28 protein-coding genes and 1 tRNA gene are annotated in these 26,049 nt (G+C 63.1%); 19 read left to right on the forward strand and 10 right to left on the reverse strand.

Going from position 1 to position 26,049, the window contains the following annotated elements; genetic code table 11:
- Positions 1-204: 204 nt before the first annotated feature.
- The 3 genes from GDR53_RS07610 to GDR53_RS07620 form a co-directional block, all read right to left on the reverse strand.
- Positions 205-1,245, reverse strand: a complete 1,041-nt coding sequence (locus GDR53_RS07610) for a hypothetical protein (RefSeq protein ID WP_193337461.1) — start codon at positions 1,243-1,245, stop codon at positions 205-207.
- A gap of 205 nt (positions 1,246-1,450) precedes the next feature.
- On the reverse strand, positions 1,451-2,332 hold the full coding sequence (locus GDR53_RS07615) for an alpha/beta hydrolase family protein (RefSeq protein ID WP_193337462.1): 882 nt from the start codon (positions 2,330-2,332) through the stop codon (positions 1,451-1,453).
- Between the two features lie 2 nt (positions 2,333-2,334).
- Positions 2,335-3,372 (reverse strand): aldo/keto reductase, encoded by a 1,038-nt coding sequence (locus tag GDR53_RS07620; RefSeq protein ID WP_193337463.1) that lies wholly within the window; start codon positions 3,370-3,372, stop codon positions 2,335-2,337.
- A 122-nt stretch (positions 3,373-3,494) separates the two neighbouring features.
- Between GDR53_RS07620 and trhO the strand changes: the two genes are divergently transcribed.
- The 5 genes from trhO (at position 3,495) to GDR53_RS07645 (ending at position 6,488) form a co-directional block, all read left to right on the forward strand.
- The gene (gene trhO, locus GDR53_RS07625) at positions 3,495-4,517 is read left to right on the forward strand and encodes an oxygen-dependent tRNA uridine(34) hydroxylase TrhO (protein ID WP_193337464.1); all 1,023 of its coding nucleotides are present in this window, start codon (positions 3,495-3,497) and stop codon (positions 4,515-4,517) included.
- Positions 4,514-5,128, forward strand: coding sequence for a tRNA (adenosine(37)-N6)-threonylcarbamoyltransferase complex dimerization subunit type 1 TsaB (gene tsaB, locus GDR53_RS07630; RefSeq protein WP_193337465.1), 615 nt, complete (start codon positions 4,514-4,516; stop codon positions 5,126-5,128). Before trhO ends, tsaB begins: the two co-directional genes overlap by 4 nt.
- A complete protein-coding gene (gene rimI, locus GDR53_RS07635; protein ID WP_193337466.1) occupies positions 5,125-5,604 on the forward strand; it encodes a ribosomal protein S18-alanine N-acetyltransferase in 480 nt (159 codons plus the stop codon). Before tsaB ends, rimI begins: the two co-directional genes overlap by 4 nt.
- Positions 5,605-5,693: 89 nt before the next feature.
- Complete coding sequence (locus GDR53_RS07640; RefSeq protein WP_193338010.1) at positions 5,694-6,083, forward strand: Fur family transcriptional regulator; 390 nt, start codon at positions 5,694-5,696, stop codon at positions 6,081-6,083.
- 141 nt (positions 6,084-6,224) lie between these two features.
- Positions 6,225-6,488, forward strand: a complete 264-nt coding sequence (locus GDR53_RS07645) for a hypothetical protein (RefSeq protein ID WP_193337467.1) — start codon at positions 6,225-6,227, stop codon at positions 6,486-6,488.
- A gap of 29 nt (positions 6,489-6,517) precedes the next feature.
- Here the strand turns inward: GDR53_RS07645 and GDR53_RS07650 are convergent, their stop codons facing one another.
- From GDR53_RS07650 to GDR53_RS07680, 7 genes are all read right to left on the reverse strand, one after another.
- Positions 6,518-6,772 carry a hypothetical protein gene (locus tag GDR53_RS07650; RefSeq protein WP_193337468.1) on the reverse strand — a complete coding sequence of 85 codons (255 nt, stop codon included), beginning with the start codon at positions 6,770-6,772 and terminating at the stop codon, positions 6,518-6,520.
- 116 nt (positions 6,773-6,888) lie between these two features.
- Positions 6,889-8,199: a nicotinate phosphoribosyltransferase gene (gene pncB / locus GDR53_RS07655; protein WP_193337469.1), complete on the reverse strand. Its 1,311-nt coding sequence runs from the start codon at positions 8,197-8,199 to the stop codon at positions 6,889-6,891.
- Between the two features lie 139 nt (positions 8,200-8,338).
- Positions 8,339-9,064 carry a hypothetical protein gene (locus GDR53_RS07660; RefSeq protein ID WP_193337470.1) on the reverse strand — a complete coding sequence of 242 codons (726 nt, stop codon included), beginning with the start codon at positions 9,062-9,064 and terminating at the stop codon, positions 8,339-8,341.
- Entirely contained in the window at positions 9,064-9,525 is a 462-nt protein-coding gene (locus GDR53_RS07665; RefSeq protein ID WP_193337471.1) for a hypothetical protein, read from the reverse strand. Before GDR53_RS07665 ends, GDR53_RS07660 begins: the two co-directional genes overlap by 1 nt.
- A gap of 207 nt (positions 9,526-9,732) precedes the next feature.
- Positions 9,733-10,887, reverse strand: a complete 1,155-nt coding sequence (locus GDR53_RS07670; protein WP_193338011.1) for a winged helix-turn-helix domain-containing protein — start codon at positions 10,885-10,887, stop codon at positions 9,733-9,735.
- A gap of 96 nt (positions 10,888-10,983) precedes the next feature.
- Positions 10,984-11,059: transfer RNA gene (locus GDR53_RS07675), tRNA-Ala, on the reverse strand.
- A gap of 141 nt (positions 11,060-11,200) precedes the next feature.
- Positions 11,201-11,614, reverse strand: coding sequence for a TIGR02300 family protein (locus GDR53_RS07680; protein ID WP_193337472.1), 414 nt, complete (start codon positions 11,612-11,614; stop codon positions 11,201-11,203).
- A gap of 166 nt (positions 11,615-11,780) precedes the next feature.
- Here GDR53_RS07680 and GDR53_RS07685 point away from each other — a divergent pair, with 166 nt between their 5' ends.
- The 14 genes from GDR53_RS07685 (at position 11,781) to GDR53_RS07750 (ending at position 25,971) form a co-directional block, all read left to right on the forward strand.
- A complete protein-coding gene (locus GDR53_RS07685) occupies positions 11,781-13,157 on the forward strand; it encodes a 3-phosphoshikimate 1-carboxyvinyltransferase (RefSeq protein WP_193337473.1) in 1,377 nt (458 codons plus the stop codon).
- 8 nt (positions 13,158-13,165) lie between these two features.
- Positions 13,166-13,807: a (d)CMP kinase gene (locus tag GDR53_RS07690; RefSeq protein WP_193337474.1), complete on the forward strand. Its 642-nt coding sequence runs from the start codon at positions 13,166-13,168 to the stop codon at positions 13,805-13,807.
- Between the two features lie 228 nt (positions 13,808-14,035).
- The gene (gene rpsA, locus GDR53_RS07695) at positions 14,036-15,703 is read left to right on the forward strand and encodes a 30S ribosomal protein S1 (protein ID WP_408639800.1); all 1,668 of its coding nucleotides are present in this window, start codon (positions 14,036-14,038) and stop codon (positions 15,701-15,703) included.
- An 83-nt stretch (positions 15,704-15,786) separates the two neighbouring features.
- The gene (locus GDR53_RS07700) at positions 15,787-16,302 is read left to right on the forward strand and encodes a GNAT family N-acetyltransferase (protein WP_193337476.1); all 516 of its coding nucleotides are present in this window, start codon (positions 15,787-15,789) and stop codon (positions 16,300-16,302) included.
- A gap of 47 nt (positions 16,303-16,349) precedes the next feature.
- Positions 16,350-16,670, forward strand: a complete 321-nt coding sequence (locus GDR53_RS07705) for a BrnA antitoxin family protein (RefSeq protein ID WP_193337477.1) — start codon at positions 16,350-16,352, stop codon at positions 16,668-16,670.
- Positions 16,671-16,727: 57 nt separating this feature from the next.
- A complete protein-coding gene (gene sppA / locus GDR53_RS07710) occupies positions 16,728-17,672 on the forward strand; it encodes a signal peptide peptidase SppA (protein WP_193337478.1) in 945 nt (314 codons plus the stop codon).
- A gap of 37 nt (positions 17,673-17,709) precedes the next feature.
- Positions 17,710-17,991 carry an integration host factor subunit beta gene (locus tag GDR53_RS07715; protein ID WP_146291309.1) on the forward strand — a complete coding sequence of 94 codons (282 nt, stop codon included), beginning with the start codon at positions 17,710-17,712 and terminating at the stop codon, positions 17,989-17,991.
- Positions 17,992-18,021: 30 nt separating this feature from the next.
- A complete protein-coding gene (locus GDR53_RS07720) occupies positions 18,022-18,381 on the forward strand; it encodes a lipopolysaccharide assembly protein LapA domain-containing protein (protein WP_193337479.1) in 360 nt (119 codons plus the stop codon).
- Between the two features lie 7 nt (positions 18,382-18,388).
- Positions 18,389-19,036, forward strand: a complete 648-nt coding sequence (locus GDR53_RS07725) for a phosphoribosylanthranilate isomerase (RefSeq protein ID WP_193337480.1) — start codon at positions 18,389-18,391, stop codon at positions 19,034-19,036.
- 186 nt (positions 19,037-19,222) lie between these two features.
- Positions 19,223-20,380, forward strand: coding sequence for a tryptophan synthase subunit beta (trpB, locus tag GDR53_RS07730; RefSeq protein ID WP_193338012.1), 1,158 nt, complete (start codon positions 19,223-19,225; stop codon positions 20,378-20,380).
- A gap of 3 nt (positions 20,381-20,383) precedes the next feature.
- Entirely contained in the window at positions 20,384-21,208 is an 825-nt protein-coding gene (trpA, locus tag GDR53_RS07735) for a tryptophan synthase subunit alpha (protein ID WP_193337481.1), read from the forward strand.
- Positions 21,209-21,315: 107 nt separating this feature from the next.
- Positions 21,316-22,296, forward strand: coding sequence for an acetyl-CoA carboxylase, carboxyltransferase subunit beta (gene accD, locus GDR53_RS07740; RefSeq protein WP_193337482.1), 981 nt, complete (start codon positions 21,316-21,318; stop codon positions 22,294-22,296).
- A 123-nt stretch (positions 22,297-22,419) separates the two neighbouring features.
- Positions 22,420-24,927, forward strand: a complete 2,508-nt coding sequence (locus GDR53_RS19750; protein ID WP_232846756.1) for a methyl-accepting chemotaxis protein — start codon at positions 22,420-22,422, stop codon at positions 24,925-24,927.
- A 423-nt stretch (positions 24,928-25,350) separates the two neighbouring features.
- A complete protein-coding gene (locus GDR53_RS07750) occupies positions 25,351-25,971 on the forward strand; it encodes a hypothetical protein (RefSeq protein ID WP_193337483.1) in 621 nt (206 codons plus the stop codon).
- Positions 25,972-26,049: the final 78 nt, after the last annotated feature.

A 26,049-nucleotide genomic window follows, 5' to 3' on the forward strand; every position in this document is an offset into this window, starting at 1 on the left:
CTAGGCTCCAGCAATCAAAATAACCAAAAGCGCGACGGGCTGGCGGCGCGGCGATGAATGGCTCTTCGCAAATCCATCAAGGAATGATGGCGTTTCCCACCTCGAGCGTTCTGCCCTTGCCGTGTATCAAACGGGCGCTGCAGCTTCCCAAAACTCGCATCCCACCAACCCAACGATCATGGCATAGCCATGGAGAGACTGACACTAATACGTCGACCAACCTCCCTGCGGGACGAAAGGACGAAAGCCTCTGCCGGTTGCCTCGTCGAAGTGACCGGGGATACGGGACGAAGGCAGTTCGGGAATTGTTGTGAACTGGGCCTTAATTATTGGCTGTTCATCATCAGTCCAAGACTCTGAAAACCACGGAACATAAAACGAGAAATCGGTCTTGCCGTTCATGCGGCATCGATTCACGCGCAACCTCGGTGTTCCGATCACAATTCTGGTTTCTCGAAGATCGCACAACTCAAGCACGAGTTCTTGGTCAATTTTCCAGTCGCCAGTATTCCGATCGACGTCTGCACCCCGAAGATCGCAATCTTCGAATGTGTTTTTATACGGAAGCCGACATTTAATAAGTGCTCGTGCAAAGCTGCAGCTTCGGAACGTGCAGGACGCAAAGATGCATCCGCGGAAAAGCACGTCAGTAAAGTCGCCGAAATCCACTTCAACTACGCATAGAAGCACACGCTCTATTCTGATTTTGCGGGACCACTGCCCGGCCTTCTCCTCATTTGCGCTGGTAGAAAGGCGCATCTCCCCTATCGTTCGGAAGGCGAGGACAACGTCAGCTTCTGTGTTCCTGAAGGCAAGCGCGATGTCTGTATCCGGGGGGTCTTCCTTGCGCTGAAACGCCATCTCGCAGCGATAAAACGCGTCGTACTGAGGGCGGGTACGTGTTGCCATAAAGCCCGAGAGGGTGTCGATTGTGGCATAGTGATACTGCTGAGGCGCTTGGCCCGCCACATCTCGCAGGATGTGAATGCCGCCCATTCTGCTCGCAACGTCGCTAGATGCGAGGAGCTCAACGCCGCGCTGGAATCTGCCAGCTATTTCTGCAATCTGAGCCTGCCTAAGCGTTTTGTTACTGGTTCGATTGTTGAGAACCAATCCAACGATGCCAGCTCCGATGGTAAGCGTGGTCAACACGCCCGCATCACCGATCCAAAATCCCGTGGACTTAAACTCGTCCGGCCAGGTGATGCCAAGCACCATTCCAGCGAGCATAATACCGGCGAGCATGCCAACGCCCAGCCAAAGCCATAGCCAACCTATGGCACCTACCCACTTCGTCCAGCGGTCTCCACGCATTTTAGGCCCCCGAATCCCGGCATATAGTAGGACTTTGCTCAGCTGCCGTCGTCAACAGAAGGGCGGCATGATTGCACCGGCTCGAAGCTCATTAAGGGAAGAGATGACATGCATCGAGTCTCGGGAGCTTCGCCCCCTACAGATGCCGTGCAAAAAATTCCAGCATGGCGGCGCGGGAGGTGGGGGTTTCCTGGTGGCCCACGCCGGGTTCGCTGACCAGTTGCAGGTTTTGGGGCGTCGCGGCATAGGCCGGTTCGAGATCGGCCCAGGCGCGGGCGACGGCGAGGGGTGGGGTCAGCTTGTCGGCTTCGCCGAGGCAGACCAGTTGCGGGCGCGGGGCGATCAGCGCGGCGATGGCGCCGGCATCGGTTTCGGCCAGGAGGCCGGGGACCGTCATATAGATGCCGTGGCCATCATGGGCGCCCAGTTCGATCATGGTGCGCTGATCGGCAAAGCAGCAGAGATGGGCCACCGCCTTGAGGCGCGGATCCATGGCGGCGAGCCAGTAGCTCAGGGTGGACCCCATGGAAATGCCGAAGGCGCCGATGCGCGTGGGATCGACGTCGGCGCGGCTGGCCAGGTAGGTCAGCGCGGCGGCCTGTTCGCTCAGCATCTGGCCGAAGAGCGACTTGCCCATCCAGAGCAAAGCCTTGGCGGCAGCTGATTCGCTGACATTGGAGCGCTCGCCGAAGACGGGCATGTCGATGGCCAGCGTCACATAGCCTGCATGAGCAAAGACCGGGCCGAGCGGATCGACCAGGTAGGTGCGGCCATCGAGCAGTTCGGTGGCGCCGATGGCGTAACCGCCGCCATGGGAATGGGCATAGAGGATGGCGGGGAGGCGCCCCTCAGGCTTGAGCGGCCGGGTGAGGAGGCCGCGCACCTCGGCGTCGCCGAGGCGCAGGCGCAGGGTTTCGACGGCATAGGTGCTGTGCTGGACCACATGGGTGGAGACGAGCTCTACCGTGGGTTCGTCGAGGCCGATCAGCGCGATCAGGCGGTCGCGGGAAATCGCCATGCCTAGCGCAGCCAGCCGGAGGGGCGGGGATGGAGTTCCATCTGGCCGTCCTTGGTCGCCTCGTCGATGGCGGCGATCTCCTCGGCCGAGAGGCTCAGATTATTGAGCACGCCCAGATTATCCTTGAGCTGATCGAGATTGCGCACGCCGATCAAGGCCGAGGTCATTTCCGGGCGGCGCAGCACCCAGGAGAGCGCGAGCTGCACCATGGTCTGGCCGCGGGACTTGGCGATGGCGCCCAGCTTGTCGACGGCGGCCAGCACGCGCGGCTCGATATGGCTGGCGCGCAGGCTCCCATTGGGGTTTTCGCCGCGGGTGCCCTCAGTGGTGCCCTTGTTATATTTGCCCGAGAGCACGCCCTGGGCGAGCGGGGAAAAGGCGATGACGCCGATGCCCAGATCGCCGCAGGCATCGATGGTGCCATCGTTTTCGAACCAGCGGTTGATCATGGAATAGGAGGGCTGGTGGATGGTGGTGGCGACGCCCATCTGCCGCAGGATGGCATAGGCCTGGCGGGTTTCGGCCTCGGGATAGGAGGAAATGCCGACATAGAGCGCCTTGCCGGAGCGGACGGCCTGGGCCAGGGCGCCCATGGTTTCCTCGAGCGGGGTGTCGGGATCGAAGCGGTGCGAATAGAAGATATCGACATAGTCGAGACCCATGCGCTGCAGGGACTGATCGAGGCTGGCGAGCAGGTATTTGCGGGAGCCGAAATCGCCATAGGGGCCGGGCCACATGGTGTAGCCAGCCTTGGTGGAGATGATCAGCTCATCGCGATAGGGGCGGAAATCGCGGGCCATGACCTGGCCGAACAGCTCCTCGGAGGAGCCGGCCGGGGGACCGTAATTATTGGCCAGGTCGAAATGGGTGATGCCATTGTCGAAGGCATGGCCGAGGATTTCCATGGCCGAGGGATAATCGCGGGTGCCGCCGAAATTCTGCCATAGGCCCAGGCTGATCACCGGCAGCTTGAGGCCCGACTGGCCCGAGCGGCGGTATTGCATGGTGTCATAGCGTGCCGTATCGGCCCGATAGGTCATGGTAGGCTCCGTGGTCTGGTCTGGCATGGCGCAGGGCCATGAGGAGGGGCGGATTTCTCGATTTGGCCGCGCGGGCGGGCAGTGGTATGAGGCAGCCAAGCAACGCGCCGAAAAGTCATTTCATGTCCAATCTGCCCCAAGACGATCTGCCATACAAGGTGATGGCGCTGTATAAATTCGCCGACCTGCCCGGTGCCGAAGCGATCCGGCCGGCGCTGGCGGAGCTGTGCTGTAGCAGCGGCATCAAGGGCACGCTGATCCTGGCGCCCGAGGGCATCAATGGCACGGTGGCGGGGACGGCAAAGGCGATCGACGGGCTGGCGGACTTTTTGTTTGTGAGCGGGCCGTTCGGGGACCGGCTGGCCGGGGCGGAAGTCAAATATTCGGCGGCCAGCGCGATGCCGTTTTTGCGCATGAAGGTGCGGCTCAAGAGCGAGATCGTGACGCTGCGGGCGCCGGAGGCCAATCCGGCCAAGGCCGTTGGCACCTATGTCGAGCCCAATGACTGGAACGGGCTGATCGAGCGCAATGACGTGGTGCTGGTCGATACGCGCAATGATTATGAGGTCGGGCTCGGGACCTTCCAGCGGGCGCTCGACCCGGCGACGAAGAATTTCACCGAGTTCAAGGACTATGTGGCGACGCACCTCGACCCCAAGCGCGACAAGAAGGTGGCGATGTTCTGCACCGGCGGGATCCGCTGCGAGAAGGCGTCGAGTTACCTATTGAGCCAGGGCTTTGAGGAGGTGTTTCACCTCAAGGGCGGGATTTTGAAATATCTCGAAGTGGTGCCGCAGGAAGAGAGCCGGTTTGCCGGGGAGTGCTTCGTGTTCGACGAGCGCGTTTCGGTGGGCCATGGGCTGGTCGAGGGCGAGGCCACGCTGTGCCGGGCCTGCCGGCATCCGCTGACGCCGGCGGACCGGGCGGACGCGGCCTATCACGAGGGTATCAGCTGCCCCCATTGCGCCGATGACGCGGACAAGCATGCCGCGGCGCAGGAGCGGCAGAAGCAGATGGACCTGGCGGCGCGGCGCGGGGCGGCGCATCTGGGCGATGGCGCGGCGCAGGCGGCCGCGGCGGCACGGCTTCGCAAGCGCGACGCGGCCGAAGCGTCGCGGGCGCGCAATGCGGCCGGCAAGGCATGAGCCAAAAAACAGGCGTGATCCTGGCGATCGATACGGCGGCGCCGCGGCTGCAGCTGGCGCTGCTGCGAGCGGACGGGACGGTGGATGTGTCGGTGGAGGACATGGCAACCGGGCAGGCCGAGGCGATCTTCGGGCGGATTGCGGACCTGTTGGCGCGCAACGGCGTGGGTTATCCCGACCTGACGCGGGTGGTGACGACGACCGGGCCGGGCTCGTTTACCGGGCTGCGCATCGGGCTGAGCGCAGCGCGGGGCGTGGGGCTGGCGCGGGGGATACCGGTGATCGGGGTGCCCAGCCTTTTGGCACTGTCGCTGGCGGTCGAGGGCCCGAGCACCGTGCTGCTCGATGCACGGCGGGACGAGGCCTATTTCCAGATTTTTGCCGGGCCGGGCCTGGCGGTAACGCCTCCGGACATTTTGCCGATGGCGCTGGCGCAGGCGGCAACGCCGCCGGATACGGTGCTGATCAGTTCGCCCTTTGTCGATATCGCGCTGGTGGCGCGCTATGGCGCGCTGGCTGACCCCGCGACGCATCTGCCCGAGGCGACCTATGTGCGCGATGCCGATGCCAAGCCGCAGACGGCGGGGCGGGTGGAAAGGACCGGGGCGTGATCAAGCTGTGGATGGCGCCGGGCGGGCTGCATATCGAGCCGGGCCAGACCCGCGATGCGCGCGACCTGGCGGCGATCCATGCCAAGGGGTTTTACCGCGGCTGGCCGAGCAATGAGTTTGCCAGTTTTCTCAGCGAGCGCGATACGCCGGTCTATGTGGCCTGCGACGCCAAGCGCCGGATTGCCGGCTTTGCTTTGGTGCGGATCGCGGCGGACGAGGCGGAGCTCTTGACCATTGCGGTGGACCCCAAATGGCGCGGCAAGCGGCTGGGCCATGCTTTGCTCAAGGCGGCGTTCGACGACCTGCTGATGAGCCCGGCCAAGCGGATGTTCCTCGAGGTCAGCGAGGACAATGTGGCGGCCATCAGGCTTTATGAACGGCATGGCTTTGCCCGCATTGCCAGCCGCAAAGGCTATTATCCCAAGCCGGACGGCACGGCGGCGACGGCGCTTGTCATGGCACGCGATCTTGGGTAACCCGGTTGCATGAGAGACGCGTGGGGAGCGGCGGCGTGAGCAAGAGCCAGACGGAACCAACGCTGGAAGAGGCCTGCGTCGCCAAGGGCATGCGCATGACCGACCAGCGGCGCGTGATCGCCCGGGTGATCGAGGCGGCGGCGGACCATCCCGATGTCGAGGAACTCTATCGCAGAGCCTCCACCGTCGATGACCGCATTTCGCTGTCGACGGTCTATCGCACGGTGAACCTGTTCGAAGAGGCCGGGCTCGTCACCAAGCATGATTTCAAGGACGGGCGGGCGCGCTTCGAGCTGATCCCGGACGAGCACCATGACCACCTGATCGATATCCGCAGCGGCGCGGTGATCGAGTTCCGCAATGAGGAAATCGAGGCGATCCAGGACGTGATCGCCAAGCGGCTGGGCTATCGCCTGGTGGATCACCGGCTCGAGCTCTATGCCGTGCCGATCCATGCCGAGACCAAGAAGAAGAGCTGAGGCATTCGGCCTGCGGCGGGCCGTCGAGAGGCGGCCGACCCACAATTCATACAATTTTAACTGGTAAGGCTAATGGCAAGTTGCTGTTGGGCGCCGGGCTCGCCTTGCCTATGACTGCTTCCTGATTTGATGGAGTTGGTCATGGCCTGGCAAATCCTGGCAATGTGGGCCGTCGCTATGGTGACGATCGCCTGGTTCGTGCGCGGCGAGCGGCAGTTGATTGCCAATGCGACGCTGGCGCAGGCGGCATTCCTCTATGCGCCACAGCGCGCGCCGCACGATGACTATGAGAGCGACCTGTCGGTGGACGCCCCGATACCCCGCCCTGCCCCGCTGCCGCGCCGCAGCGACGGGCTGAGCCGGGCGGAACGCGACTTCCTCAAGGCACTGTCACAGACGGCCTGAACGCCTTCGCTGCCCCTGCCAGGCAGCCGTCATTCGGCGGCCAACATCGTATTCTTGAGCCGGGCAATGATCTTGGCAGCCTTGAGCATGAGCGCCATGTCGATATCGGCAGGCTCGGCGTCATTGGCGACGTCGGCCCAGACCGGAATGGACAGCTCGTGCCGGTGCTCGTTGCCGTCCAGTATTTCAGTCAGCACGGCGCTCACATGGCCGGTGATACGACCGGCAAGGCGAGGATGGGACTGGCGGTCCCGGACAGAAATATCAATCAATTCTAAAGTCATGCAGGCCCCTGAAGAGCCCCCATGCGAAGCGTGCATGGAGGTCCCGAGCTCTTAACGCACCAGTCCGCGAGAAGTTTGTTCGCGGGCGGCACTTTATTGAAGGAATGGCGCCTAGATCACACCTTGACGGCGTGTTCAACCCGCCCGGCGCCGCCAAAGAGGCGCAGATAGCGCGCAATCTCCTCGGGCGTGCCGGTGGCCTTGGCGGGATTGTCGGAGAGCTTGACGGCCGGGCGGCCGTTCGCCTCGCTCACCTTGGCGACAATGGAAATCGGCTCCAGCCCGGGGTTTGGGCCGTCCGGCTCGCAGCCGGCAAAGTCATTGGTGAGATTGGTGCCCCAGCCAAAGGCCATGCGCACCTTGCCGTCAAAATGCAGATAGGCTTCCTCGATCATGTCGACGTCGAGCCCATCGGAAAAAATCAGCAATTTGTCGCGCGGATCACGGCCGCGGCTCTTCCACCAGGCAATGATGCGCTCGCCGCCCTCGATGGCCGGGGCAGAATCGGGACGGAAGCCGGTCCAATCGGCGACCCAGTCGGGGGCATGCTGGAGGAAGGCATCGGTGCCAAAGGCATCGGGCAGAACGATCTTGAGATTGCCGCCATAATAGCGCTCCCAATCGGTCAGCACCTGATAGGGCGAGGCCAGCAGACCCTCGTCGGTGGTGGCGAGCGCCGCCAGCACCATGGGCAGCTCATGGGCATTGGTGCCCAGGGCTTCGAGATCGGTATCCATGGCCAGCTTGACGTTGGAGGTGCCGGTGAGATTGTCGCCAATGCCTTCCTTGAGCGCATCGACGCACCAGCGCTGCCAGAGGAAGGAATGGCGGCGGCGGGTGCCGAAATCGGAAATTCTGAGATCGGGGAGCTTTTGCAGGCGCTCGACCTTTTCCCACATCTTGGCCTTGGCGCGGGCATAGAGCACGTCGAGGGTGAAGGGGCCATAATGCTTGAGCGCGGCGCGGCTGCGCAGCTCGTTGATGATGGCCAGAGCCGGGATTTCCCACATCGAGGTTTCGACCCAGAGGCCGGGAAATTCGAGCACGAACTGGCCGTCGCGCTTTTCGAGCGAATAGTCGGGCAGGCGGAAGGTCTCGAGCCATTTGAGGAAATCGGGGCTGAAGATCTGCTTGGACCCGTAAAAGCTGTTGCCGGCCAGCCAGATCATTTCCTTCTTGGTGAAGCGCAGCTCACGCACGTGATCGAGCTGGGCGCGCAATTCATCAATGTCGATCTCATCGGCCAAGCGGACCGAACGGGTGCGGTTGATCAGGGAAAAGGTGGCATCGACCTTGGGGTAGAGCCCCCAGATCATCTGCAGCATCAGCAGCTTGTAGAAATCGGTATCGAGCAGGCTGCGCACGATCGGATCGAGCTTCCAGGTGTGGTTATACACCCGGCGCGCCATGTCGGTAAAAGTGGCCATTGTGGTTCCCCGTTCGCGGCGAGCCTTGTAGCGCGCAGGGGGGAGGATGGGAAGGTCGGGGGTAGGCGGATCGGTTCGGTGGGGGGTGGGCAAAAATGGGCTCTGAATTCGACGCAAATTCGCTTGGAAATATTCTAGCTCAGAATGGATGATGAGACATCTCGATACCCCAGAACTCCGCAGGATCCCTGTATTTCGACACATTATTTTCGCTGCAGAACAACACTAGGCCGGAATCAGGATTGCTGGTTTGCGATCCCCACCACAGATCATTTTTTCGGACGTGCCCTGAGCGCAATTTGGAACGCATACACATTTCGCGACGAACTCCCAATAACTCCTTCAGCAACGCCTTATTGAAACTGCGGTGCTTGCATTCGACCCCAATATAGATATCCGATGGCAAAGGTCGACCATTTGTATTCGGCGAAACAACAACCAGATCGAGCTCATGTGCCTTGCCATATACTATACCCCTTGTCTGATGTGGGAACTGACTATCGGCACTAAGGGCCCAAAACTCAATGTCGACCCAAATCTCAGCCTTCGGTATCCCGTCAAGTGAAAGCCTGACGTAAGACCACTTATTCCGATCGACTGGGCCCCCTTTGCTTCGGAAAGCTACGTTGCTCCCTCCTTGCAGAGAAAAGTCGATATTGGTCCTTGGCAGAGCTCTATGCAGGTGCTGGCGCAGCATATCGATTAGACGCAAGAGACATTCTATCTCATAAGCTTTGTCATAGAGGGTAGCAGCAGCGAGCAACTTCGCCGGTGGTGTGCTACCCAACCCGAACTCAGAGGCGAAATCTGCCTTGAGGTTGCGCAAAACCAAATCTGGAGTGGGCGGGCGTTTATTCGATGCCATCAAATGCCTCCCGGACCGGGTGAGGATTCACTTTCCGGGTCATCGGAATTTCTTAGTTCGTACGAAAGCTGTTCTTCGGCAGCCAACGCAAACGTCTTGAGTTCATTGATGAATTCAGGACTGACTGGCTTGTGAATCAATGAAACTGACTCTTCATCCTCGCTAAGCAACACTGCGCCAATTCTCACTTCGGATTCCTTGGAACGAAGTGTCTGTAGTCTCTCTTCCACCGACCGCAATTTTGGCTCTGTTCTTATGGTCAAAAAGGCAGCAAACCGTTTAGCGTATAGCGTCACAAAATGTCGCGAAGACAGCTTCCGGCCTTCGTCTCTCTCCTCCTCCAAACTGCGCATCAGGTCTCGGTCCCAGTCGATAAAACCAGACGATAGCACGAGCAACCGAAGCTCATGAGCTATCTGAGACCATTCGTTTTCCGACAATTCCTTAAGATCAACGTTCATTTAGCAATACACAAGCGCAGCACACCTAAAACATAAACGGCTTAAGCCAATGACTGGCAATCTAGATCATTCGTCAAGGCAGATTTGGTTGCCTGACTGATCAGTGACGGCCTTTCGAGTTCTGCATTTGTCGCCAGGGGATGAAATGAGCGCGCCACTGCTGATCACAATGCCATTAAGAGGACGAGTTCGCCGTCACTGACCCCCTCAATCGCCCAACTGAAACCGCTCGAACCGGCCCAGCGCTTGGTCCACCGCGAGCCTGCCCTCGGCGCCGACATCGTGCAGCCAGGTGGCCTGCTGGATCAGCAGCTTGCCGGCGCTGCGGTCGGTCTTGAGGTCGAGGGCGGCAATGATCTTGTCGCCCATGAGCACCGGCAGGGCGAAATAGCCGAGTTGGCGCTTGGCGGCGGGCAGATAGGCCTCGAAGAGGTGGTCATAGCCGAAGAAGAGCTTGAGCCGCTTGCGCTGGATGATCAGCGGATCAAAGGGCGAGAGGATATGCACCAGGTCGGGCGGGGCGCCGGCGGGCGCGTCGAGCGTTTCCGGCGCGGCCCAGTGGCTGGGCTTGTCCTGACCGGCCAGGCGCAGCGGCACGAGCTTTCTGGCGCGGACGCGGCTCTCGATCAGTTCGCGCACCAGGGGCTTGCTGGGCGCATCGAGGTGGCAGATGGAATCGAGACTCACCAGGCCCTGGCTTCGCAGGGCGCGATCGAGCTTATAGGCAATGATCTGGCGGGTAGTGGCCGGCTTTGGTTTTGTCGTCCAGTCGAAGTGGCGCTCGATCAGGTCATAGGTCTTGAGCATGCCCTGGCGGGCGGCGACGGTGACGCGGCCCTGATAGAACATCATCTCGAGCACCCGCTTGCTCGGCTTGCGGCTGGCCCAGGGATGGTCCTTGTCGACCAGGACATCGTCATCGATATCGCGGATCGACAGCGGGCCCTCGGCGCGCAGGCGCCTGACCATCTTGCTGACCTCGGCCGGGGTGACCGAGCCGTACCAGGCGCTCGGCTTGAGGCGATAGGCCTGCATGGCGGGCAGGAAAAACGGCAGATCGGCCGCGGGCACATAGCTCAGGGCATGGGTCCAGTATTCGAATACCGACTTGTCGGCGGACTGGGCGGCGACCAGATCGGCGCGGCGATAATCGGGCAGCCGGGCAAAGAGTATATGATGGTGGCAGCGCTCGATGACATTGATGGTGTCGATCTGCACATAGCCCAGATGGGCAATGGCGGCGCGCACCGCCTCGGGCCCGGCGCCGAAGGGGGCAAAACTGTCGAGCCGCTGGGCGGCCAGCCAGAGCTGACGGGCGCGGGCGGGATCGAGGGTGAGGGGGGCTTTGGGCAAGGCGTGCATCCGAATCTGGCGGATGGGCAGCATGGCGGGGTGCGGGGCGACAGGTCAATCCGGCCACTGGTGGGTGAGTGGATGACACGATGTCGGAAAGAAGAATGGTGGAGCCTAGCGGGATCGAACCGCTGACCTCTTGCATGCCATGCAAGCGCTCTCCCAGCTGAGCTAAGGCCCCATTTTCTTGGGTCTTTGGAGGACAATTGCCTTCCGAAGCGAGGCGGAACCTATTGGATGATCCCGGCCCATGCAAGTGCCTAAATGACACTTTTTTGTTCGACCGGCTGAAAGTGTCAGCCGGTCGAAAAATCACGTAAAATCAAGGCTCGTCGTCGGTGTTGACGTCAAAACCGATGTCGTCGTCCTCGTCTTCGTCTTCCTCGAGGAAGGTATCGGCATCGTCATCGCCCAGATCGTCCTCGACCTCGACGTCGACATCATCGGTCTCTGGAATATCCTCGTCGCCGGCTTCCTCGGCGTCGGCTTCCTCGAGCGAAACGATCTCGGGGGCGGCGACGTCGTCCTCGACCTCGTCCTCGATCTCGTCTTCATCTACCGGAACGGGCTTGACCGCCTTGGCAACCGCCTTGGGGGTAGCAACGACCTGCTCGAAATAGGCGCGCGGATAGCTCTTGCCGGTATAGGGCGAGACCACGGGGTCGAGGTTGAGGTCGTAGAATTTCTTGCCCGTTTCGGGGTCGGTGCGCTTGGTGCCGCGATCGGAACTGGCCATCGATGTTCCTCGTGAAGGGGGTTTGGCGGGCGCCTGGCCCACGGGATTGGTCAGTCCGGTTATGAGCAAAGCGGCCCCCTGTCAAACCGAAAATGTGGAGAGCTGCTTCCCGGGCCGACGGGGCGATGGCAATCGCACGCCCGAGCGTGTTAAGTCCGGACCTGCCATGACCGATACAAAGACCAATGCAAGCCTGCTGACCGCCCACGGCGCCGACCCGCTGAGCGGGCGCTTCGTGACACCCGGCGACACCGCCATTTCGCAGCGCGCCCTGCTGCTGGCGGCGCTCAGCGTAGGCAGCAGCAAGATCCGCGGCGTGCGTGCCTCCCAGGCCGTGCTGGCGACGGCGGCGGCGCTGGGCCAGCTGGGCGTGCGCATCGAGATGAACGGGCCGGACTGGCAGGTGCATGGGCTGGGCGTGCTCGGCCTGCTGGCGCCCGACGGGCCGCTGCAGGCAGGGCCGGGGGCCAGCAACCTGGCGCTGCTGGCGGGCCTCCTGGCGCCCTATGACATGACGGTGCTGTTCAGCCCGCCGCCGGCGCTGGAAGACGGCACGGCGACGACGCTCGAGCCCCTGCCACCGGCACTGCTGGACGGGCTGGGGGCGCTGGGCGCAAGGGTCGAGCCGCAGGAAGATGGCGGGCTCAAACTGGTGGGCGCCTGCCTGCCGGTGCCGCTGCGGCTTGATCTCGAGCAACCCGACGAGACCAGCAAGAGCGCGCTGCTGCTGGCGGGATTGCAGGTAGCCGGCGAGAGCGCCATCCACGAGCGGGTGGCCACGCATGACCATGGCGAAAAGCTGCTGGCCGCCTTTGGCGCCGATATCAACGTGACGCCGGACGAGGGCGACAGCGAGGGCGTGACGATCAGGCTGAATGGCCTGCCGGCGCTGCAGCCGCTGGGCATCAGCGTGCCCGGCGACCCCTCGGCGGCCGCCTTTGCCATTGTCGCGGCGCTGATCATCAAGGGGAGCGAGCTGGTGGTGGCCAATGTGCTGATCAACCCGCTACGCACCGGACTGATCGATACGCTGCTGGAAATGGGCGGGGATATCCAGTTCATCAACCAGCGCGAAACCGCGGGCGAACACATAGCCGACCTGCGGGTGCGATCGAGCTGGCTCAAGGGCATCCGCATCAGCGAGCGCCATGGCCGGGCCCTGCTCGACGATATCGCGCCGCTGGCCATTGCCGCGGCCTTTGCCCAGGGCGAGACGGTGATCAACGGGCTGGGCGGGCGCAACACCGTCCAGGACAGCCGTCTCAAGGCCCTGGTGGCCGGGCTGCGGACCAACAAGGTGGGCGCGACGCTGAGCGCGGAGAGCCTCAGCCTGGTCGGGGACGGCAAGGTGGCGGGCGGCAGCAAGGTCGACAGCCAGGGCGATGGCTCGCTGGCCATGAGCTTTGCCGTGCTCGGACTGGCCAGCCGCCACAAGGTGACCATCAAGGGCGCCGAGGCCATTGCCGACAGCTTTCCCGATTTCGTGGCCGCCATGAGCGCCGCCGGCGGCAAGTTTCCGCCGACCAAGACCTCCAAGACGTGAGTGCAAGCATGATCATTGCCGTGGACGGGCCTGCCGCATCGGGCAAGGGCACGCTGGCCGAAGGCCTGGCGCGCCATTATGGCCTGCCGCATCTCGATACCGGGCTGCTCTATCGCGCGGTGGGCTGGGCGGTGCGCGAGAGCATCGACGCACCCGATTTCGAGGCGCGGGCGATTGCGGCGGCGCAGGCGCTGGATGCCGCGCATCTGGCCGACCTGGCGGCGCTGACCAGCGGGGAGGCGGGCATCTTTGCCAGCAAGGTGGCGGTGATCGGGCCGGTTCGCGCGGCAATGCGGGACTATCAGCGCGACTTTGCCCACCAGCCCGGCGGGGCGGTGCTGGACGGGCGCGATATCGGCACGGTGATCTGCCCGGAGGCCGATGCCAAGCTGTTCATCATGGCCGACAGCAAGGTGCGCATGGAACGGCGGGCCCGGCAGCTGGAAAAGCGGGGCCTCGTGGTTGACCGCTATGCGCTCTATCACCAGATAGAAGAGCGCGACGCCCGCGACATGGCCAACCCCTTTGGCGGGTTCTACAAGGCGGACGACGCGCACTTGCTCGATACGACGCTTCTGGGTATAGAGGCGGCACTGCGCGCAGCCATCGCGATTGTCGATGGGACCCAAGCGCACAAGGCAGGGCTCTAGGGCTCAAATCCAACCTTGTGCGACCGGCCCCGGCAATCGGCCTTTGCGAGACTGACGCCAAGACTAGCAAATTCATCGCCGTTTCCGAACGGGCCCGTGTGCCGGCTGCTGACATGATCAGCGGGCGGGTCCCCGTTCTGGCGATGCCCAACCCCCAACCACCGGCACAAACGGAGAAGATATTTGGCACAGCAAACTGTGACGAAAGAAGATTTTGAATCGCTGTTGATGGATTCGTTCGTCGATAACGAGCCGCTTGAAGGCGCCGTCGTCAAGGGCACCGTGGTCGCGATCGAAAAAGACCTGGCGATCATCGATGTCGGTCTCAAGACCGAAGGTCGCATTCCGCTAAAGGAATTCGGCGCTGCCGGCCGTGACGGCCTGATCAAGGTGGGCTCGATCGTCGAGGTCTATGTTGACCGCGTCGAGAATGCCGCCGGCGAGGCTGTGCTCAGCCGCGAGAAGGCCCGTCGTGAAGAGAGCTGGGTCAAGCTCGAAGTCATGTACAACAACAATGAGCGCGTTGAAGGCACCATCTTCAACCAGGTCAAGGGCGGTTTCACCGTCGACCTCGAAGGCGCCGTTGCGTTCCTGCCGCGTTCGCAGGTCGATATCCGCCCGATCCGCGATATCGCGCCGCTGATGAACGTGCCGCAGCCCTTCCAGATCCTCAAGATGGACAAGCGTCGCGGCAATATCGTGGTCTCTCGCCGGGCAATCCTGGAAGAGTCGCGCGCCGAACAGCGTTCGGAAATCGTGCAGCAGCTCGAAGAGGGCCAGGTTGTCGACGGCGTGGTCAAGAACATCACCGATTACGGTGCGTTCGTTGATCTCGGCGGCATTGACGGCCTGCTCCATGTCACCGACATCGCATGGCGTCGCGTGAACCATCCGTCGGAAGTGCTGACGATCGGCGAGACCATCAAGGTCCAGATCGTGCGCATCAACCACGAGAGCCACCGTATCAGCCTGGGCATGAAGCAGCTCCAGTCCGATCCATGGGAAGGCATCGAGGCCAAGTATCCGATCGAAGCCAAGTTCACCGGCCGCGTCACCAATATCACCGACTACGGTGCTTTTGTTGAGCTGGAGCCAGGCATTGAAGGCCTGATCCACGTGTCCGAGATGAGCTGGACCAAGAAGAACGTCCACCCCGGCAAGATCGTCTCGACCTCCCAGGAAGTCGAAGTCGTCGTGCTCGAGGTCGATCCCGACAAGCGTCGCATCTCGCTCGGTCTCAAGCAGACCCTGGCCAATCCATGGGAAAGCTTCGCCGAGAAGTTCCCCGTTGGCGCTGTCATCGAAGGCGAAGTCAAGAACAAGACCGAATTCGGCCTGTTCATTGGCCTCGACGGCGATGTCGACGGCATGGTCCACCTGTCCGATCTCGATTGGCAGAAGTCGGGCGAAATCGCTCTGGAAGACTACAACCGCGGTGACATGGTTTCGGCCAAGGTCCTCGATGTTGACGTCGAAAAGGAACGCATTTCGCTGGGCATCAAGCAGCTGTCGGCTGGCGAAGCTTCGGCTGCAACCGCTGACACCGCCGAGCCCGGTGGTATCCGCAAGAATGCCATCGTTACCGGCACCGTGACCGAGGTCAACGAAGGCGGCATCGAAGTGCGCATCGCTGACACCGACGTGACCGCGTTCATCCGCCGTGCGGATCTGAGCCGCGATCGCAACGACCAGCGTCCGGAGCGTTTCTCCAAGGGCGAAAAGGTCGACGCCCGCGTCACCCAGTACGATCGCAAGACCGGCCGCATCCAGCTCTCGATCAAGGCGCTCGAAATCGCCGAAGAAAAAGAAGCTGTCGCCAATTACGGTTCGTCCGCTTCGGGCGCATCTTTGGGCGACATCCTGGGCGCTGCGCTCAAGGATCGCGAAAAGGAATAGTGGTAGCGCCTGCACTCTCTTGTTGCAGGCAAAACCCCGGGCCCGCGCTTCACAGCGCGGGCCTTTTGCTTTCTAAAGACAAGATGACACACCTGATGCACTGGCGGCCGCTGACCGCACCGGACCTGCCCGTGGTCGAAGCGATTGCCGCCATCGTGCATCCCGATTTTCCCGAGGACGCCGCCGTGTTTGCCGAACGGCTGGCGCTCTATCCCGATGGCGCGCGACTATTCGAGCTGGATGGGGTGGCGGCCGGCTATGTGCTGAGCCATCCGTGGCGCCATGGCACGCTGCCGGCGCTCAATGGCCTGCTGGGCGCCCTGCTCGAGCATGCCGACACGTTCTACATCCATGACCTGGCGCTGCTCAACAAGGCGCGCGGCACCGGGGCGGCGGCGATGATCGTGGGCGAGATCCAGCGCCATGCGCGGGCAGCGGGCTTTGCCAGCATGAGCCTGGTGGCCGTCAACGGCTCGCTGGGCTTCTGGCACAAGCACGGCTTTCGCGCGCAACGCCCCAGCACGCTGGCGCCCGAGCTGGTGGACAAGCTTGCCGGCTATGAAGTGGCGGCGCGGCTGATGGTCAAGGCGCTTGTGTAGCTACAAAACTGTAGTTACATTTGGGCACATCAGCGCGGGGGCGGCGGGTGGAATTAGAGTGGGACGAGCGCAAGCCTCTGACAGCAGAACAAATCGCTGAACTCGAGGCGCTGTCAAAGCGCCCGGACAGCGAGATCGATCTTTCCGACATTCCCGAACTGACCGACGCCTTCTTCGAGAATGCCGTGCAGGGGCTGAGCTATCGCCGCATGCACAAGCAGCAGACCACCTTGCGGCTCGACATGGATATCCTCGACTGGTTCAAGCGCCACGCCAAGGACGGCAAGGGCTACCAGACCGACATCAACAAGGCGCTGCGCGCCTACGTGCTGGCGCAGGAAAAGAAGGCGGCCAAAAAGGCCGGCTGAGAGCGCTTGCCAAGGCGCCCCGCGGAGCGCTACCTGCTGCACCCAGAGCGAGGCCCCATGACCGACCAAAGCCCACAAGATCCCCATGCCCTGATCGCCGCCGAACGCTTCCGCACCTCGCGCGGGCGCTGGCGCGTGCTGGCCTTCGTGGCGCTGGCCGTTGCCGTTGTCGTGGGCGTAGGGCGCTTTGCCCTGCCCGATGGCGCCACGGGCGCGCATGTGGCGCGGCTGGTGGTGGACGGGGCCATTGCCACCGATCCGGGCCGGCTGGCGGCCATAGCCGCGCTGGTCGAGGACGAGAGCGTGGCGGCGGTGATTGTGGCGATCAATTCGCCGGGCGGCACGACGGCGGGCGGCGAGGAACTCTATGAAGCGCTGGGCCAGTTGCGGGCGGCCAAGCCGGTCGTGGCGGTGATCGGCGAGCTGGGCGCCTCGGCGGCCTATATGACCGCCATTGCCAGCGACCGGATCTTTGCCCGGCGGCTGTCGATCGTGGGCTCGATCGGCGTGCTGTACCAGCATATCAATGCGGGCAAGCTGCTCGACACGATCGGGGTGGACCTCGACAAGGTCGCCTCCGGCCCGCTCAAGGCCGAGCCCGATTTCGACGAGCCGATGACCGGGGCGCCGCGCGCCTCGATCGCCGCGCTGGTCGATGACAGCTACCAGTGGTTTGTCGATATTGTCGCCGAACGACGCGGACTGAGCCGAGGCCAGACGCTGGCGCTGGCCGACGGGCGCATCGTCACCGGCCGGGTCGGGGTGGACAGCGGGCTGATCGACGCCATTGGCGGCGAGCTGGAGGCGCTGGACTGGCTCAAGACCGAACATGGCCTGGCCGACACTATCGAGGTCAGAACGGCCTGGCCGCAGCCCCAACAGGGCTTTGACCTGCTTGGCACGCTGCTGGGCGGGCAGGCGCGTGCCATGCTTGGCCTGCCCGAGAGCCCCATCCCGCTTGACGGGCTGGTTTCGCTTTGGCAGGTTGGCAGCGCCTCTTGAAATTTACGGGGGCAATGCCCGCCATTTGGAGCCTGGGATGATCAAGTCCGAACTCGTCGAGAAGCTTGCGGCGGAAAATCCTCATCTTTTCCAGCGCGATATCGAGAATATCGTCAATGCGATCCTTGACGAGATCGGCGACGCGATGGCGCGGGGCGACCGGGTTGAACTGCGCGGCTTTGGCGCCTTTTCGGTGAAGAACCGGCCGGCGCGCATCGGGCGCAATCCGCGCACGGGCGAACAGGTGGATGTCGGCGAAAAATATGTGCCGCAGTTCAAGGCGGGCAAGGAAATTCGCGAGCGGCTCAACCGCTCGTAACGGGGCCAGGGCTCCATAGGCATCAAGGCAATGGTCAATAAAATCGTCGGTTGGGTCGTGCTGGTGCCGCTGTGCCTGGGGCTGGTGGTGTTCGCGCTGGCAAACCGGCATTTCGTGATCGTCAATATCAACCCCTTCGCCCCCGGTGATGGCACGGCCGCGCCCGGCTACGGCGTGCCCATGTTCGTGGTGCTCTATGTGGTGCTGCTGGTGGGCGTACTGGCCGGCGGCATCGCCACCTGGTTCGCCCAGGCCGAGCACCGGCGGCGCGAACGGCACTGGCGCCGCGAGGCCCAGACCCTGACTGGCGAGCTGGAACGGCTGCGCAAGAGCCAGCGCGGGCCCGCCAGCAGCGCCGCCGACGTCGACGATGTTTTGGAGCTGCGCTGAGCACCCTATGGCCGACCCCCTGATTATCAAGATTTGCGGCATCAAGACGCCAGAGCTGCTGGAAGCCACCATTGCCGCCGGCGCCGACATGGTGGGCTTTGTTCACTTCGTGCGCTCGCCCCGCCATGTGTCGGTGGAGGATATCGCCACGCTGATCTCGCAGGCGCGCGGGCGCATCGAAACCTGCGTGCTGCTGGTCAATCCGGACAATAGCTGTGTCGCCGAAGTGGCGGCGCTGGGCCCCGACTGGATCCAGCTGCACGGGCCGGAGACGCCGCACCGGGTCGCGGCGATCCGCGCCGAGGCCGGGGTGGAAATCATCAAGGCGCTACCGATCGGCACGGCCGAGGACGTGGCCCAGATTGCCGGTTTTCTCGACGTGGCCGACCGAGTCCTGCTCGACGCCAAGCCGCCCAAGGGCGCCGATCGGCCGGGCGGATTGGGCGACAGCTTTGACTGGGCCCTGCTCAAGGCGCTTGACCCATCGATCCCCTTCATGCTTTCGGGTGGCCTGGCGCCCGAGACCGTCGCCGACGCCATCAAGACCGTGCGCCCCTTCGGGGTGGATGTATCTTCGGGGGTGGAGAGCGCGCCGGGGGTCAAGGACAAAAGGCTGATCGAGGCATTCATCCGAAACGCCCGCGCCGCCGTATAAGAATTTCTGTGCCCTCCCCGCTTCCGGGGAGGTGGCCCCGCAGGGGCCGGGTGGGGTGTTTCCCCGGACCGGCTCGCGTGGCTTTCCCATCCTTGGCGCTGCGCGCCGAAGCTTTTTGAGGCAGACGTGGACACCAATGGCCTGAATTCCCTGCGCAATGGTCCCGATGACAATGGCCGCTTCGGCATGTTTGGCGGACGGTTCGTCGCCGAAACGCTGATGCCGCTGATCCTCGATCTCGAGGCGCATTACCGGGCAGCGCAGATCGACCCGGCCTTCAAGGCCGAGCTCGATGACCTGTCGGTGCATTATGCCGGCCGGCCGAGCCCGCTCTATTATGCCGAGCGGCTGACCCAGCATCTGGGCGGCGCCAAGGTGTGGTTCAAGCGCGAAGAGCTCAACCATACCGGCAGCCACAAGATCAACAATTGCCTCGGCCAGATCCTGCTGGCCAAGCGCATGGGCAAGACGCGGGTGATCGCCGAGACCGGCGCGGGCCAGCATGGCGTGGCCACCGCCACGGTCTGCGCCAAGTTCGACCTGCCCTGCACGATTTTCATGGGCGCCACCGATGTCGAGCGGCAGATGCCCAATGTGCTGCGCATGAAGATGCTGGGCGCCGAGGTGCGGCCGGTCACGGCCGGCGCCGGCACGCTCAAGGACGCCATGAACGAGGCGCTGCGCGACTGGGTGACCAATGTGGAGAGCACCTATTACCTGATCGGCACGGCGGCGGGCCCGCACCCCTATCCGGAAATGGTGCGCGACTTCCAGAGCGTGATCGGCAGCGAGATCAAGAGCCAGTTCGCCGAGGCCGAGGGCAAGCTGCCCGACGCCGTGGTGGCCTGTGTCGGCGGCGGCAGCAATGCCATCGGCGCCTTTCACGCCTTTCTCGATGACAGCGAGGTCAAGCTCTATGGCGCCGAAGCGGGCGGGCATGGTGTGGATGTCGAGAACGGCCACGCCGCCAGCATGACCGGCGGCCGTCCCGGCGTGCTGCATGGCAACCGCACCTATCTGCTGCAGGATGCCGACGGACAGATCCTCGAAGGTCATTCGATTTCAGCGGGGCTGGACTATCCCGGCGTCGGGCCGGAGCATTCGTTCCTGCATGACAGCCAGCGCGTGACCTATGCGCCGATCACCGATACCGAGGCGCTTGAAGCCTTCCAGCTGTGCACACGGCTCGAGGGTATCATTCCGGCGCTGGAAAGCGCGCATGGGCTGGCGCAGCTGATGAAGGTCGCGCCGACCATGGGCAAAGAGCAGTCGATCGTGCTGTGCCTGAGTGGCCGCGGCGACAAGGACGTCGAGAGCGTCGGCAAATATCTGGGGCTGCTGTAGACCATGACCACCCGTATCGACAGAACATTTGCCGCCCTCAAGGCAGCAGGCCGGCCGGCACTGGTCACCTATGTGATGGCCGGCGATCCTGACCTGGCGACCAGCCAGGCGATCATGGAAGCCCTGCCGCAGGCGGGCGCCGACATCATCGAATTCGGCATGCCGTTTTCCGACCCGATGGCCGATGGCGTCGCCATTCAGCTCAGCGGTCAGCGGGCGCTGGCCGGCGGCATGACGCTGCGCGGCGTGCTGGACATGGTGGAGACTTTCCGCCGCAAGGACGAGACGACGCCCATCGTGCTGATGGGCTATTACAATCCAATCTATATCTTTGGCGTCGACGCCTTCGTGACGACTGCCAAGGCTGCCGGCGTCGACGGGCTGATCATTGTCGACCTGCCGCCCGAGGAAGATGACGAACTCTGCCTGCCGGCCATGGCGGCGGGGCTGAACTTTATCCGCCTCACCACGCCGACCACCGATGACAAGCGGCTGCCCACCGTGCTCAAGAACAGTTCGGGCTTTGTCTATTATGTATCGATGACCGGGGTGACCGGGGCGGCGATCAAGTCGCGCGGGGCGGTGGGCGAGGCGGTGGACCGCATCAAGAGCCATACCGACCTGCCCGTCGCCGTCGGCTTTGGCATCAAGACGGCCGAGGACGCCGCCGATATCGGCAAGCATGCCGATGGCATCGTGGTGGGCTCGGTGCTGGTGGATGCCGTGGCGCAATCGCTGGTCGACGGCAAGGCCGGCCCGACGACGGTGGACGCGGTGCGTGACCTGGTGGCCAGCCTGGCGGCCGGGGTCAAGCGCGCCCGGCAATAACTATCCACAGGCGCGCCAAGCGGGGCTTTGCCCTGGCGCACTGCCGCTGATAGAAATGCCATAATTTCAAGCTCTGGTGACGGTGACGTCACCCCGCGAGGCCTGCCATGAACTGGATCGACAACTTCGTCCGCCCGAAAATCCGCTCGATCCTGGGCGACAAGTCGCAGATCGCGGAAAACCTCTGGGTCAAGGATCCCGAGTCCGGCGAGATGGTGTTCTACCGCGACCTCGAGGCGAACCAGTGGGTGGTGCCCAATTCGGGCTATCACATGAAGATCAAGCCGGCCGACCGGCTCAAGACCTTTTTCGACGACGGCGCCTACAAGCTGGTGGCGGTGCCCGGCGTGCCGCTCGATCCGCTGAAGTTCCGCGACCAGAAGCGCTATACCGACCGGCTCAAGGAAAGCCGCGCCAAGACGGGCTATGACGATGCCGTGCTGGTGGCGACGGGCAAGCTCTATGAGCGCGACATTACCGTGGCCGTGCAGGACTTCGATTTCATGGGCGGCTCGCTGGGCATGGCGGCCGGCCAGGGCATCATTACCGGGCTCGAAACCGCGGCCAACCACAAGACTCCCTTTGTGCTGTTCGTCGCCTCGGGCGGCGCGCGCATGCAGGAGGGCGTGCTCAGCCTGATGCAGATGCCGCGCACCACCGTGGCGGTGCTGCGGCTGCGCGAGGCGGGGCTGCCGTTCTTCGTGGTGTTCACCGACCCGACCACGGGCGGCGTTACCGCCTCCTATGCCATGCTGGGCGATGTACATATTGCCGAGCCGGGCGCCCGCATCGGCTTTGCCGGCGCGCGCGTCATCGAGCAGACCATCCGCGAGAAGCTGCCCAAGGGCTTCCAGCGCTCGGAATATCTCTATGAGCATGGCATGATCGACATGGTCGTGCACCGGCATGACCTGCGCTCGACCATCGGTTCGCTGGCGGCAATCCTGACCAAGGGCGACGCGCCGGGCGCGCTGGCCGGCGCCGAGGCACCAAGTGCCGGACGCAGCAGCATGCGCGACGCCGCCATGGCTGCCGAGGGCGACGATGCCGACCTCGATGCCCCGCCACAGGCAGCACATGCTGAATAAAGCCCCTGTACGAAACGGCTCATTTACATAGATTTAAGGGCAATCGCCCTAGAGTAACGCCTTGCTGCAGGGTCGACGACATGACGTCGCCGGCCATTCTATTGCGCAGTTCAAAGGTGTTTCATGCTCAAACTGTCTCTACCGATTGCACGCAAGTTGCCTCTGGCCCTGCTGGGCTCGGCTTTGCTGGTCAGTCTGGGCGTAGGAACAGCCAGTTATTTGATTGGCAGCAATGCTTTACGCAATAGCGCCGAGCTGACCCTGGAAACCCTGGCCAGCGAACGCGCGGCGGCGGTTTCGAGCTATCTGACTGCGGTGGAGGACGATCTAGTCGCGACCTCGCGCTCGGAAGCCACGGTGCAGGCGCTGCGCGACTTCGGCGGCGCCTGGCTGCAGTTCAAGGTCGATCCGAGCGCCGAAGTGCGCGCGCTCTATGTCGACAGCAATCCCAATACCGACAATCTGGCGGCGCTGGAGACGCTGGGCACGACGGGTGCCTATGACGTCACCCATACGCGCTTTCACGTCGGCTATCGCAACCAGATCGGGCGGCGCGGCTATCGCGACCTCTATCTGTTCGATCTCAAGGGCTTCATGGTCTATTCGGTCAACAAGGGCGTGGATTTCGGCACCCGCTTTGCCGAAGACGGCCCGCTGGCCGGCAGCAGCCTGGGCCAGGTCTTCGCCCAGGCCGTGGCCATCGAAAATCCCGACGATATCGTCTTTGCCGATTTTGCCCACTATGCCGCGGCGGGCGACCTGCCGGCGAGCTTTTTTGCCAAGCCGGTGTTCAATGCGCAGGGCCGCAAGGTGGGCGTACTGGCCATCCAGCTGCCCTCGGAACGGCTCGATGACGTGATCGGCGACCGCAGGGGCCTGGGCGAGACCGGCGAAGTGCTGGTGGTGGGCGGCGACAGCCTGCTGCGCAGCGATTCCAGCTTTACCGCCGACAATGACGCGCTGAGCACGACATTTGCCGCGCCGGTGCTGAACCAGGCACTGGGCGGCACGCTCAGCACGGGCGAGACCGACAGCTATCGCGCTACCAACATGATCGTGGCCGCAGCACCGATTACCACGCGCGGCGAGCCCTGGGCTGCCGTGGCGGTGATGGCGGCCGACGAAGTGCTCGCCCCGGTCACCAATATGCGCAACATGATGCTGATGATCGGCGCGGCCCTGCTGGCCGTGGTGGCGGCACTTGGCCTGCTGTTCTCGCGCAGCATCACCAAGCCGATCAGCCGGCTGACCGAGACGATGGAAGCGCTGGCCGAGGGTGACCTCGACGTAGATGTGCGCGGGGCGCAGCGCCGCGACGAGTTGGGCGCCATGGCGCGAGCGGTGGAAGTATTCCGGGCCAATGGGCTCAAGGTGGCGCAGATGACCGAGGCGGAAGCCACAAGGATCGTGGCCAGCCAGGCCGAACGCGCGCAGATGATGCAGGAACTGCAGCAGGCCTTTGGCAATGTGGTGGATGCCGCCATTGCGGGGGACTTTTCGCGGCGCGTCGACGCCGAATTCCCCGATGCCGAGCTCAATGCGCTGGCCGGTTCGGTCAATATGCTGGTCGAAACGGTCGATGGCGGGCTCAGCGAAACCGGCCAGGTACTGGCGGCCCTGGCCGAGACCGACCTGACCCATCGGGTCAAGGGCGACTACAAGGGCGCCTTCGGCAAGCTGCGCGACGATACCAATGCGGTGGCCGACAAGCTGACCGATATTGTCGGGCAGCTGCGCAAGACCTCACGCGGCGTGCGTTCGGCCACAAGCGAAATCCTGGCCGGCGCCAATGACCTTTCCGAACGCACCACCAAGCAGGCCGCGACCATCGAAGAGACTTCGGCCACCGTCGAGCAGCTGGCCAATACCGTGCTGGCCAATGCCAACAAGGCGCAGGCGGCGAGCCTCAAGTCACAAGACGTATCGCGCACCGCCGAAGAGGGTGGCGTGGTAATGGGCCAGGCTACCGGAGCGATGGAGCGCATCACCAGTTCGAGTGCCAAGATTTCCAATATTATCGGGCTGATCGACGACATTGCCTTCCAGACCAACCTCTTGGCGCTCAACGCCTCGGTGGAAGCCGCGCGCGCCGGCGATGCCGGCAAGGGCTTTGCCGTGGTGGCCGTCGAGGTTCGTCGCCTGGCGCAGTCGGCGGCCAGTGCCTCGGCCGACGTCAAGGTGCTGATCGAGCAAAGCGCGAGCGAAGTGGCCGGCGGCACCAAGCTGGTGGCGGAAGCGGCCAGCAAGCTGGGCGCCATCCTCGAGGGCATCCGCGAGAACAGTGCCGTCATGGAGGGCATTGCCCGCGACAGCAAGGAACAGGCCACCTCCATCGACGAGGTCAATGTCGCGGTGCGGCAGATGGACGAGATGACCCAGCACAATGCGGCGCTGGTGGAAGAGACCAATGCGGCCATCGAGCAGACCGAGGGGCAGGCGAGCGAACTGGATCGGATCGTGGACATCTTCGTGCTCGACGACACGGCGCGATCCGCCAGGACCGAGCCCACTGCGGCGGCACCAGCAGGCCGCAGTGGCATCAAGGGGCTGCAGGACAAGGTCCGGCACGCTGCCAAGGCCTATATCAGCAAGGGCAATGCTGCCGTCGCCCAGGACTGGAACGAGTTCTAGCAGCCGCGGCATCCTGTCCGCTTTCGACCGCGATCAAGAGCGCCCTTATGGGGCGCTCTTTTGTTTTGCCCATGCTCCCGCCGCGAGCCGGAGCGGGCGCCTTCTCTGCAGGTGAGCAGCCAATATTGATCGCCAGAAATAACTATAACTTCGGATCTGTATTATGGCTGAACTGCGCTATTTTGCGAAGTGTGCTTCATTTGTTCCGGAGGACTGTTAAATCCGCCCCATCTGTAGGTTATAGTACATTTATATTTTAACAACAAATTATAAGTTCCTCCGCAATTACTATGTCGGCGGAAGCTTATTTCGTCCTTGATACCGGATTCGAGCGTGACGTTGCGAACGCAACCACAACTGATTTTAACCGGCCTTTGCAGCACCCAGGAAGGGTTTGCAGTGCGCCCATCGTGGAGACCCTTTATGTCGTTCTATTCAGCGCTGCGTCCCAAGGTGGCAGCTCTTTGTCTTGCGGCCGTGCTGGCCATGAGCGTGGCGCCGCAGGCGCAGGATGACGCCACCGCGCCGCTGACGGCGCTTGGCAAGGGCGACATCACCGCCTTTGCCGATGAACCTGTGGTGATCGCGGCCATCATGGCGCAGAACGTGATCACGAACGGCTATGATCAGGACAAGATCGACGCCCTGGACAGGCAGTGGCGTGCCGAGGTGGGGTCGAGCAAGAGGCCGCTGATCGAGGCGACGACGGGCAACGGCGCTTCGACCTTTCTGGTGGACGTGCAGAAAGCGTCGCTGGGCCGATACACCGAAATCCTCGTGATGGATGCCAAAGGCCTCAACGTCGCCCAGACCATCCTGACCTCGGACTACTGGCACGGCGATGAAGACAATTTCACCGCCACTTTTGGCGCTACCGCGGACGCTGTCCATGTCGGCAAGATCGGACGGAACGTGCGCAGTCAGGCGCTCCAAAGCCAGGTGTCGGTGCCGGTCACCCATCCGGTCAGCGGCGCGCTGATTGGCGTGATCACGGTTGGTGTCGACGTTTCGATGCTCTATCTGTTGGTTGTCGCGCCGGGCTGACGGCGCCCGCACGGGCGCCATGATGCTCGAACTACCCACACAAGAGTTCTCAGCAATCGTGCTGATCGCCCTGGTCGG

Source organism: Devosia beringensis (assembly GCF_014926585.1).
Lineage (GTDB): Bacteria > Pseudomonadota > Alphaproteobacteria > Rhizobiales > Devosiaceae > Devosia > Devosia beringensis.

Excerpts from the sequence above, each read along its gene's own strand:
- trpB (WP_193338012.1), top strand. The coding sequence starts at position 19,223 with ATGTTTGGCGGACGGTTCGTCGCCGAAACGCTGATGCCGCTGATCCTC.
- GDR53_RS07640 (WP_193338010.1), top strand. The coding sequence starts at position 5,694 with ATGCGCATGACCGACCAGCGGCGCGTGATCGCCCGGGTGATCGAGGCG.
- GDR53_RS07720 (WP_193337479.1), top strand. The coding sequence starts at position 18,022 with ATGGTCAATAAAATCGTCGGTTGGGTCGTGCTGGTGCCGCTGTGCCTG.
- GDR53_RS07610 (WP_193337461.1), bottom strand. The coding sequence starts at position 1,245 with ATGCTCGCCGGTATTATGCTCGCTGGAATGGTGCTTGGCATCACCTGG.
- pncB (WP_193337469.1), bottom strand. The coding sequence starts at position 8,199 with ATGGCCACTTTTACCGACATGGCGCGCCGGGTGTATAACCACACCTGG.
- GDR53_RS07665 (WP_193337471.1), bottom strand. The coding sequence starts at position 9,525 with ATGAACGTTGATCTTAAGGAATTGTCGGAAAACGAATGGTCTCAGATA.
- GDR53_RS07680 (WP_193337472.1), bottom strand. The coding sequence starts at position 11,614 with ATGGCCAGTTCCGATCGCGGCACCAAGCGCACCGACCCCGAAACGGGC.
- GDR53_RS07700 (WP_193337476.1), top strand. The coding sequence starts at position 15,787 with ATGACACACCTGATGCACTGGCGGCCGCTGACCGCACCGGACCTGCCC.
- GDR53_RS07660 (WP_193337470.1), bottom strand. The coding sequence starts at position 9,064 with ATGGCATCGAATAAACGCCCGCCCACTCCAGATTTGGTTTTGCGCAAC.
- sppA (WP_193337478.1), top strand. The coding sequence starts at position 16,728 with ATGACCGACCAAAGCCCACAAGATCCCCATGCCCTGATCGCCGCCGAA.
- GDR53_RS07690 (WP_193337474.1), top strand. The coding sequence starts at position 13,166 with ATGATCATTGCCGTGGACGGGCCTGCCGCATCGGGCAAGGGCACGCTG.
- GDR53_RS19750 (WP_232846756.1), top strand. The coding sequence starts at position 22,420 with ATGCTCAAACTGTCTCTACCGATTGCACGCAAGTTGCCTCTGGCCCTG.
- GDR53_RS07750 (WP_193337483.1), top strand. The coding sequence starts at position 25,351 with ATGTCGTTCTATTCAGCGCTGCGTCCCAAGGTGGCAGCTCTTTGTCTT.
- tsaB (WP_193337465.1), top strand. The coding sequence starts at position 4,514 with ATGAGCCAAAAAACAGGCGTGATCCTGGCGATCGATACGGCGGCGCCG.
- trhO (WP_193337464.1), top strand. The coding sequence starts at position 3,495 with ATGTCCAATCTGCCCCAAGACGATCTGCCATACAAGGTGATGGCGCTG.
- GDR53_RS07715 (WP_146291309.1), top strand. The coding sequence starts at position 17,710 with ATGATCAAGTCCGAACTCGTCGAGAAGCTTGCGGCGGAAAATCCTCAT.
- GDR53_RS07620 (WP_193337463.1), bottom strand. The coding sequence starts at position 3,372 with ATGACCTATCGGGCCGATACGGCACGCTATGACACCATGCAATACCGC.
- GDR53_RS07725 (WP_193337480.1), top strand. The coding sequence starts at position 18,389 with ATGGCCGACCCCCTGATTATCAAGATTTGCGGCATCAAGACGCCAGAG.
- GDR53_RS07685 (WP_193337473.1), top strand. The coding sequence starts at position 11,781 with ATGACCGATACAAAGACCAATGCAAGCCTGCTGACCGCCCACGGCGCC.
- GDR53_RS07615 (WP_193337462.1), bottom strand. The coding sequence starts at position 2,332 with ATGGCGATTTCCCGCGACCGCCTGATCGCGCTGATCGGCCTCGACGAA.
- GDR53_RS07670 (WP_193338011.1), bottom strand. The coding sequence starts at position 10,887 with ATGCACGCCTTGCCCAAAGCCCCCCTCACCCTCGATCCCGCCCGCGCC.
- trpA (WP_193337481.1), top strand. The coding sequence starts at position 20,384 with ATGACCACCCGTATCGACAGAACATTTGCCGCCCTCAAGGCAGCAGGC.
- GDR53_RS07650 (WP_193337468.1), bottom strand. The coding sequence starts at position 6,772 with ATGACTTTAGAATTGATTGATATTTCTGTCCGGGACCGCCAGTCCCAT.
- accD (WP_193337482.1), top strand. The coding sequence starts at position 21,316 with ATGAACTGGATCGACAACTTCGTCCGCCCGAAAATCCGCTCGATCCTG.
- rpsA (WP_408639800.1), top strand. The coding sequence starts at position 14,036 with ATGGATTCGTTCGTCGATAACGAGCCGCTTGAAGGCGCCGTCGTCAAG.
- GDR53_RS07645 (WP_193337467.1), top strand. The coding sequence starts at position 6,225 with ATGGCCTGGCAAATCCTGGCAATGTGGGCCGTCGCTATGGTGACGATC.